Source organism: Streptococcus mitis, assembly GCF_001074635.1.
In the GTDB taxonomy this organism is placed as follows: Bacteria; Bacillota; Bacilli; order Lactobacillales; family Streptococcaceae; genus Streptococcus; species Streptococcus mitis_E.
On sequence record NZ_JUQO01000040.1, the window covers coordinates 26,985 to 35,159 of the forward strand.

Below are 8,175 nucleotides of genomic sequence, written 5' to 3' on the forward strand. Positions count from 1 at the left end.
TCCTTTAATAACTACATTTTATCATAATTATCTAAAGAGAAAAAGAGGGCATCTATCCCTCTTAATCCTTCATCTGACTCTCTGCATCAGCCACGACCTGTTCTAAACTGGTCTGCCCAAGTTCAGCCTCCATAGCCAGCTGAATTCTCTCCAATTTTTGATCCAAAACCTCATGAATATGAGCTCCAACTGGGCAATTTGGATTTGGATTGTCATGAAAATTGAAGAGTTGACCAGTCTTTCCAAGACACTCAACCGCTTGATAAACATCTAATAGACTAATATCCTTGAGATCCTTGACAATCTCTGTTCCCCCTGTTCCGCGCGCTACTGAAATCAGCTCTGCCTTCTTCAACTGAGACAAGGTCTTTCTGATAATGACAGGATTGACCCCAACACTAGCAGCCAGAAAATCACTGGTCACCTTGCTTTCCTTCCCCTCGAGGGCAATAATTATCAGCATATGAGTCGCAATGGTAAATCTACTTGGAATTTGCATCCTCTTCTCCTTTTTACGAGGCTAGCCTGCCTCTACTCTTCTTTTTCTTTTATTATACCCTTTTTAGTTGTAATGTCAATCGTTACCACTTTTCAACCAAGCATCTAATTCCCTATCATAACCCTCTTTCTGGGCTAATTCTCTCAGAAATTCCTGATGATGAGTATGGTGGATACCATTGACCAGACTTTCATAGTAAACCTCAAAATAGGGAAGTTTAAGATCTTTAGCCAGCTGCAATTCAGCTGCCACATCGTAGTCTACCCGTCGGAAGTCCATATCTACCAAGCCCTTGTCATCAAACTCTAAAATCATATACTGGGCTCGCAAGTCCTTCCGCAACTGGGCATCTAGAAAGAAAGGCTGGCCAATTGAACCCGGATTGACAATCAATTGCCCACCAGTCCCGTAACGAAGCAACTGCTGGTGAATATGACCATAAACAGCAATATCACAAGGCGGATTGGTCACCAAGCGGTCAAAATCCTCTTGCGATCCAGTATGAATCAACTCTCTCCCCCAGTTCTTATCAGGCAGATGGTGGCTAATCCCCACCGTCAAATCCCCAAACTGACGATGAATCTGGAGTGGTTGATTGTGGAGCAGTTCAATTTCTTCTAGGGAAATTTCCTCTAAAACATACTGGCACTGGCGCAAGAGATAACGTTGACTAGGACGAGTACTATCTAGTTCCTTGCGGACACCATGCCACAGACTATCTTCCCAGTTTCCCAAAACTCTAGCTGTAATCGGTAGTTGAGCCAACAAGTCCAAAATCCTTCTACGCCCTGTCCCTGGCATGAGAATATCTCCCAGAAGCCAGTATTCATCCACTCCTAGCTGCCGAGTATCTGCCAAAACAGCCTCCAAGGCTGTAGTATTTCCATGAATATCTGAAAGAAGAGCTATTTTTGTCATATTCATCTCCTCGTTTTTTCTCTTGCAATAAGTATAACATAAAAAGTCACAGCTAGAGAAATCTAGCTTTTTTTGATATACTAGATAAAGATATTAGACAAGAGGAAACGAATGACCCCGAATAAAGAAGATTATCTAAAATGTATTTATGAAATTGGCACATACCTGCATAAGATTACCAACAAGGAAATTGCGGCTCGCATGCAAGTCTCTCCCCCTGCCGTAACTGAAATGATTAAACGGATGAAGAGCGAAAATCTCATCCTCAAGGACAAGGAATGTGGCTATCTACTGACTGACCTTGGACTTAAACTGGTCTCTGAACTCTACCGTAAACACCGCTTGATTGAAGTTTTTCTAGTTCATCATTTAGACTATACGAGTGACCAGATTCACGAGGAAGCTGAGGTATTGGAACATACTGTATCGGACCTCTTCGTGGAAAGACTAGAAAAATTACTTGGATTCCCCAAAACTTGCCCTCACGGAGGAACTATTCCTGCCAAGGGAGAACTCCTGGTTGAAATCAATAACCTGCCACTAGCTGATATCAAGGAAGCTGGCGCCTACCGCCTGACTCGGGTGCACGATAGTTTTGACATTCTCCATTATTTGGATAAGCACTCACTTCACATCGGTGACTGTCTCCAAGTCCAGCAGTTTGATGGCTTCAGCAATACCTTCACTATCCTCAGTAAAAATGAGGATTTACAAGTAAGTATGGACATTGCCAAACAACTCTACGTCGAGAAAATCGACTAATTTCTCAAGTACCCAACCAACCCTGAAAGTTTTATTTTCAGGGTTTTATTTTCAGGGTTTTATTTTCAGGGTTTTATTTTTATTATTTGATTTTGCTTTCATTTAGTTGTAGAATGTTTGTAAAAAACAAGAAAGATAGTTTAACATATGAAGAAATCACTAAAAATTTTTGCTACATCTAAATGGTTTGACCTCTTTGGAGTTGCTCTGGTCGTTGGGATTGCAATTGCATCTGGTTACCTCAACTCACGCCTCGATAAATTTGTAGACTGGGGACCATGGACAGCTCTTGTTCCCTTTGGATTAATTTCCGTAATCAATGTTGGGATTTCCATGTTATCCACTCGTTTCACGGGAAAATTAAGCAAATGGGGAAATTACTTTGGTATTGTTAATACCATTTTGTCCGGTGCTATTGATTATATCCTTGGAAATAAGGCGGCCATCATTACTTATCCCGTCACCTTCCTCATTTATACCTTTGCTATTAAGAAATGGGAAGCTTCGCAAGAAGGCAGACCCAACCAAATGAGCCAAAAACAGGTAAAATTGGCGGCCATGATCATTTCCATCATCGCCTTCCTCTTTGCCTTTGTGACAAACTATATCGGCTATGGAGGAAAGATGAATCTCCTTGCCTACGTAACAACTATTGCCTTTGCACTGTCCCTCATTGCCAATGCTTTTAACGCATTGAAACTAACAACTCAGTGGGGCTTTTGGTTGATTTACAATTTTGTTCAGCTTACAAAAGCTGGTATTCAAGGAAATTTTGCCAATACCGGAAAATACATCTTTTATATCCTCAATGCAATCGGAGCTTTATTTGTCTGGAATGATGAAGAGGTGGAACAATAAGAGGGAAATCAAATAAAGAAATCTAACAGAATCTCCTTACTAAAATTTTTATCATTTTAGTTGTAACTCCCATTGGTTTGGAGTAGAATGAAGATAGATAAAAGAGGGAGGTCTTGTCATGAAAAAACTCTTTAAAATCCATTTTACAGCAATTGCAATCATTGATTTGCTACTATTTGCATTTTTTATCACTAGACCCGAGACAGCTTTAGAATGGCTCTTGCTCTCTGGTTTTATTTTCCTCCTTGCTCAAGGACTCCTGCTATTTCGCTTGGTTGTCCAACTCAAACATCAATTCGCTGAGATTTATCCTCAGATGAACAAAAAAATTCGCCTTTACTATTTAGAGATTCTCTCCGCCGACCTACTATTATTTGTCTTTTTAGCCATCACTGGCCCTCAACATTTTTACTCTCTTACTCCAGTCTTTACTTCCTGTCATTCTACTTTTTATTATATGACAGCTGACCACCTAAGAGAAAACTATCTAGACTTTTACAACAAACATATCTCTTTGTGGGAATGTCTCTAAGGAAAAGGAGGTCTTAGCATGAAAAAAATCATCTACACCAAGACCATTGAGCTCCTTGTCATTGATGGAATTATGCTGGCATTTTTGACATTTAAAGAGAGACTTACTTGGGATTGGATGTTAATTTATAGCGGTTGGCTCATTTTCTTTCATCCTGTGCTATTGACCTATCTTTCTAACCAGCTTTGTGACCACTTTAGTCAACTCTATTCCCAGATTAGACCAAAATTCTGGCGTTTTGCCTTACAAATCCTCCTATGGGATAGTCTGATGATTCTCTCCTTGATCTTTTTAAGCGGTATTCCACTTTTTCTTCAGGGCACTCTCCTCATCCTAGGCCATCTCATCCCTTCCTATCGCACTTGCCAAATCTTAAAACAAGATTTCCCCAAGGCCTATCAGGAACAGATTTCATTTTGGAGTATTTTGTGATAGATGAGAAAAACCAAGCTGACTGGGCTTGGTCTTTCTTATCTATTTTTAGTATCAAGGATAATGGTGACTGGTCCGTCATTGACCAGCTCAACCTGCATATCCGATCCAAAGATCCCTGTCTGAACGGGCACTTCCTGCGCTAATTTTTGATTGAAAGCGTCATAAAAATCTGATGCCATATCAGGCTTGGCTGCGCCTGTAAAGGCTGGACGATTGCCTTTCTTAGTATCCGCAAAGAGGGTAAACTGAGAAATAGAGAGGATTTCTCCTTCAATATCTTTGACAGACAGATTCATCTTTCCTTCTGCGTCTGAAAAAATCCGCATGTTGACCAGTTTTCTCACAGCATAGTCCAAATCTTCCTCTTGGTCCTCTGGTCCAACACCAACCAGCAATAAGAGCCCCTGATTGATTTTTCCCTGAACCTGACCTTCAATACTGACTTGGGCTTCTTTAACCCGTTGGATAATGATTTTCATAATAGCCTTTCTAGTAAGAACTCAGACCATTAGCCGTTGGTCCGTTTGACAGAGTAAACTTCTGGCACACTCTTAATCTTGTCCACAACCGTGGTTAGCGTCGAGAGGTTGGCAATGCCGAAGGACACATGGATATTAGCAAATTTCATATCCTTGGTTGGTTGGGCGTTAACTGTCGATATATTCTTGGTTGTGTTTGATAGAACTTGCAATACATCGTTCAACAGTCCTGTACGGTTGAGGCCGTAAATATCGATATGGGCCATATACTCCTTATTTGAGCTAGAGTACTGGTCTTCCCACTCCACATCAAGGAGACGTTGCTCGTAGTTTTCTTGGGCGCGCAGGTTCATACAGTCCACACGGTGAATAGCCACACCACGACCCTTGGTAATGTAGCCGACAATATCATCACCAGGCACTGGATTACAGCACTTGGCAATCCGCACGAGGAGACCTGAGGCACCTTCAATAACCACACCACCCTCATGCTTGACCTTGAGGGTTTCTTTATTTTCAACCTTGACCTCTCCGCCTTTGACAAGTTCTTCTGCCTCCGCCTTGGCCTTGGCACGTTCTTCCTCACGTCGTTCCTTTTCAGTCAGACGGTTAAAGACAGTAATCGCACCGATTTCGCCAAAACCAATGGCCGCAAAGAGAGATTCTTCTGTCTTGTAGCTGGTCTTTTGCAGAACTTGGTCCATATGACGCTTGTCCATAAATTTATTGGCCACATAGCCGTTTTCTTGGAACTGGGCCATCAACATTTCACGACCCTTGTTGACAGACAATTCCTTATCTTGGTTTTTAAAGAACTGACGAATCTTGTTACGAGCCTTGCTGGTCTTGACCATATTGAGCCAGTCACGACTAGGTCCAAAGGAGTTGGGGTTAGTGACAATTTCAACCTGATCTCCTGTTTTGAGCTTGGTTGTCAGTGGAACCATACGACCATTGACCTTGGCACCAGTTGCTTTTTCACCGACCTTGGTATGGATTTCGTAGGCAAAGTCAATCGGTCCTGAATCTTTTGGAAGGGAACGGACAGCTCCATCTGGGGTAAAGACGTAAATCTCCTCAGCCAGATAGTTTTCCTTAACAGAGTCCACAAATTCCTTGGCATCATCAGCCTGGTCTTGGAGCTCCATCATCTCCTTGATCCAGTTCATCCCAATAGCAGACTCCTTGCTGTTGACTTGCCCCTTAATGCCTTTCTTATAAGCCCAGTGAGCCGCAACCCCGTACTCAGCCACCTCATGCATGGCCTTGGTTCGAATCTGGAATTCAATCGGTCCTTTTGGCCCGTAAACAGTCGTATGGATAGACTGATAACCATTGGCCTTGCGGTTAGCGATATAGTCTTTGAAACGACCAGGCATTGGCTTCCAAAGCTCATGCACGTAACCAAGCATGGCATAAACATCACTTTGGGTATCCAAAATACAACGAATGGCAATCAGGTCATAGATTTCCTCAAACCGTTTTCTCTTATCCTGCATTTTGCGGAAAATTGAGTAAATATGCTTGGGACGACCGTAAATCTTCCCTTTTAGGTGACGATCTGTCGTATAGTCTTCTAGTTTCGTAACTACCTCATCCACCAAGGCCTCACGCTCTCTGCGCTTTTCCTTCATCATATGGGTAATCTTGTAAAATTCCGTTGGGTTGAGATAACGGAAAGATAGGTCTTCCAATTCCCATTTAACACTGGAAATCCCCAAACGATGGGCAAGCGGGGCATAGATTTCCATGGTTTCTTTGGAAATACGCTCCTGCTTGTCTTTTCGAAGGTGTTTTAGCGTCCTCATATTGTGCAAACGGTCTGACAGCTTGACCAAAATAACACGGATGTCCTCAGACATGGCCATGAGCATCTTGCGATGGTTTTCAGCCAGCTGCTCTTCATGAGACTTGTACTTGACCTTACCAAGCTTGGTAACCCCATCGACAATCACACGCACATCAGGACCAAACTCTCTTTCCAAATCGTCCAAGGTCGCGTCTGTATCTTCCACCACATCATGCAAGAAACCACAGGCTACTGTTACAGCATCCAGCTTGAGTTTGGCTAAAATACCTGCCACTTGGATAGGATGAATGATATAAGGTTCGCCAGATTTCCGATACTGGCCACTGTGGCATTCAACAGCATAGACCAAGGCCTTATGGACAAAAGCAACATCTTCTTTTGATAAATATTTTTGCGTTAGAGCGACAACCTCATCGCCCGTCAAATTCACTTCTTTTGGCATCTCTACTCTCCAATTCTTCCTACCATTTTATCACTTTTTTAAGAATATGAAAACTAGATTGGAACAGAATAAGAAAAAAATAATTCAGAATTGCTTGACAATTCTGAATTATTGCTCTATAATATATTACGAAGTTAGATTTTAAACTTAGGTGATAGAAGGAGAGATAGAAGAACGGAAACTATATTGTAACCGAAAGACTTTCTGACTTCCCCAATTCCATTGAAGATAAGAAAGATAAACGATGGAACTCGTGTCACATACACTGGTACCTTGACTGGATTTTGGAATTAAAAATCCTCAAAATACTTTCTTTTATCCTTTAGTTTATAAGGAGAACACCTATGAAAAAAACTGCTATTTCTATCTTTGCTCTCCTAGTGTTAGGAGTTAGCTGCCTGTTCCTATTCAGTCAGCAAAGCTATAAAAAAACAGTCGTTCAATACTATGCTAACGACCAGAACCTGCCCAATAGGATAAGTTATAGTGAATATAGCGATAAACGAGAAGCCAACTACGGTGGCACTCTAAACATCACGTCTATCAAACAAGCTAATGACGGAGTTTATGCAACCTATGAAGGGCAATTGACACCTCTCCAATATTGATAAATTGATAACCAGCCTGTCTTCATCTAGTCATGCTGGTTTTTAAGTTCATTCTAAATTCTTACCTATTTTTCCCAACTGTGCTATACTTAATTTAGTACATTCTTTGAGATTGGAGCTAATATGAAAATCCATAAAACTGTGAATCCTGTTGCCTATGAAAACACCTATTACCTAGAAGGAGAAAAGCACCTCATCGTTGTTGATCCTGGTAGCCATTGGGAAGCCATTCGTCAGACAATCGAGAAGATCAATAAACCGATCTGCGCTATCCTCTTGACCCATGCCCATTACGACCATATCATGAGTCTGGACTTGGTTCGCGAAACTTTTGGCAATCCTCCTGTCTATATCGCAGAGAGCGAAGCTAGCTGGCTCTATACTCCTGTCGATAACCTCTCTGGTCTCCCTCGTCATGATGATATGGCAGATGTGGTCGCAGAACCTGCTGAACACACCTTTGTCTTTCATAAGGAATATCAACTGGAGGAATTTCGTTTCACCGTCTTGCCAACACCAGGTCACTCTATCGGCGGCGTTTCTATCGTCTTTCCTGATGCTCACCTAGTCTTGACAGGAGATGCTCTTTTCCGTGAAACCATCGGACGAACCGATCTTCCGACTGGTAGTATGGAGCAACTTCTTCACAGTATCCAGACCCAACTCTTCACCCTACCAAACTACGATGTCTATCCAGGACATGGTCCAGCTACAACCATCGCTCACGAAAAAACTTTCAATCCTTTTTTCTAGAAAGATGATGACAATAGATATCGTAATTTAATACTCAATGAAAATCAAAGAGCAAACTAGGAAGCTAGCCGCAGGTTGC

Annotated in this window: 10 protein-coding genes; 6 read left to right on the plus strand and 4 right to left on the minus strand. The window is 41.9% G+C overall.

The annotated features are described in order from the left end of the window. Positions 1-61: 61 nt before the first annotated feature. Together ADI58_RS01690 and ADI58_RS01695 are read right to left on the minus strand one after the other, a co-directional pair. Positions 62-499: an Rrf2 family transcriptional regulator gene (locus ADI58_RS01690; protein ID WP_049521211.1), complete on the minus strand. Its 438-nt coding sequence runs from the start codon at positions 497-499 to the stop codon at positions 62-64. Positions 500-574: 75 nt separating this feature from the next. After that, positions 575-1,417, minus strand: a complete 843-nt coding sequence (locus ADI58_RS01695; protein ID WP_049521212.1) for a metallophosphoesterase family protein — start codon at positions 1,415-1,417, stop codon at positions 575-577. 111 nt (positions 1,418-1,528) lie between these two features. Between ADI58_RS01695 and ADI58_RS01700 the strand changes: the two genes are divergently transcribed. The 4 genes from ADI58_RS01700 (at position 1,529) to ADI58_RS10530 (ending at position 4,001) form a co-directional block, all read left to right on the plus strand. Continuing rightward, positions 1,529-2,179 carry a metal-dependent transcriptional regulator gene (locus ADI58_RS01700; protein WP_049521213.1) on the plus strand — a complete coding sequence of 217 codons (651 nt, stop codon included), beginning with the start codon at positions 1,529-1,531 and terminating at the stop codon, positions 2,177-2,179. Between the two features lie 147 nt (positions 2,180-2,326). Beyond that, positions 2,327-3,037: a nicotinamide mononucleotide transporter gene (locus ADI58_RS01710; protein ID WP_193390582.1), complete on the plus strand. Its 711-nt coding sequence runs from the start codon at positions 2,327-2,329 to the stop codon at positions 3,035-3,037. 118 nt (positions 3,038-3,155) lie between these two features. Continuing rightward, positions 3,156-3,569, plus strand: a complete 414-nt coding sequence (locus ADI58_RS01715) for a hypothetical protein (RefSeq protein ID WP_049521214.1) — start codon at positions 3,156-3,158, stop codon at positions 3,567-3,569. 18 nt (positions 3,570-3,587) lie between these two features. Further along, entirely contained in the window at positions 3,588-4,001 is a 414-nt protein-coding gene (locus ADI58_RS10530; RefSeq protein WP_080982433.1) for a hypothetical protein, read from the plus strand. 38 nt (positions 4,002-4,039) lie between these two features. On the opposite strand, the gene dtd is transcribed toward ADI58_RS10530, so the two are convergent. Both dtd and ADI58_RS01735 read right to left on the minus strand, forming a co-directional pair. Next, positions 4,040-4,483, minus strand: a complete 444-nt coding sequence (gene dtd, locus ADI58_RS01730; RefSeq protein WP_049521215.1) for a D-aminoacyl-tRNA deacylase — start codon at positions 4,481-4,483, stop codon at positions 4,040-4,042. Positions 4,484-4,512: 29 nt separating this feature from the next. Further along, positions 4,513-6,735 (minus strand): RelA/SpoT family protein, encoded by a 2,223-nt coding sequence (locus tag ADI58_RS01735; protein WP_049521216.1) that lies wholly within the window; start codon positions 6,733-6,735, stop codon positions 4,513-4,515. Positions 6,736-7,079: 344 nt separating this feature from the next. On the opposite strand from ADI58_RS01735, the gene ADI58_RS01745 reads away from it, so the two are divergent. Together ADI58_RS01745 and ADI58_RS01750 are read left to right on the plus strand one after the other, a co-directional pair. Further along, positions 7,080-7,343: a hypothetical protein gene (locus ADI58_RS01745; RefSeq protein ID WP_049521217.1), complete on the plus strand. Its 264-nt coding sequence runs from the start codon at positions 7,080-7,082 to the stop codon at positions 7,341-7,343. Positions 7,344-7,466: 123 nt separating this feature from the next. Then, positions 7,467-8,096 carry an MBL fold metallo-hydrolase gene (locus ADI58_RS01750; protein WP_042900566.1) on the plus strand — a complete coding sequence of 210 codons (630 nt, stop codon included), beginning with the start codon at positions 7,467-7,469 and terminating at the stop codon, positions 8,094-8,096. Positions 8,097-8,175 lie beyond the last annotated feature (79 nt).

Coding starts and splice junctions, on each gene's coding strand:
- ADI58_RS01735 (WP_049521216.1), bottom strand. CDS start 6,735: ATGCCAAAAGAAGTGAATTTGACGGGCGATGAGGTTGTCGCTCTAACG.
- ADI58_RS01715 (WP_049521214.1), top strand. CDS start 3,156: ATGAAAAAACTCTTTAAAATCCATTTTACAGCAATTGCAATCATTGAT.
- ADI58_RS01700 (WP_049521213.1), top strand. CDS start 1,529: ATGACCCCGAATAAAGAAGATTATCTAAAATGTATTTATGAAATTGGC.
- ADI58_RS01690 (WP_049521211.1), bottom strand. CDS start 499: ATGCAAATTCCAAGTAGATTTACCATTGCGACTCATATGCTGATAATT.
- ADI58_RS10530 (WP_080982433.1), top strand. CDS start 3,588: ATGAAAAAAATCATCTACACCAAGACCATTGAGCTCCTTGTCATTGAT.
- ADI58_RS01710 (WP_193390582.1), top strand. CDS start 2,327: ATGAAGAAATCACTAAAAATTTTTGCTACATCTAAATGGTTTGACCTC.
- ADI58_RS01750 (WP_042900566.1), top strand. CDS start 7,467: ATGAAAATCCATAAAACTGTGAATCCTGTTGCCTATGAAAACACCTAT.
- ADI58_RS01695 (WP_049521212.1), bottom strand. CDS start 1,417: ATGACAAAAATAGCTCTTCTTTCAGATATTCATGGAAATACTACAGCC.
- ADI58_RS01745 (WP_049521217.1), top strand. CDS start 7,080: ATGAAAAAAACTGCTATTTCTATCTTTGCTCTCCTAGTGTTAGGAGTT.
- dtd (WP_049521215.1), bottom strand. CDS start 4,483: ATGAAAATCATTATCCAACGGGTTAAAGAAGCCCAAGTCAGTATTGAA.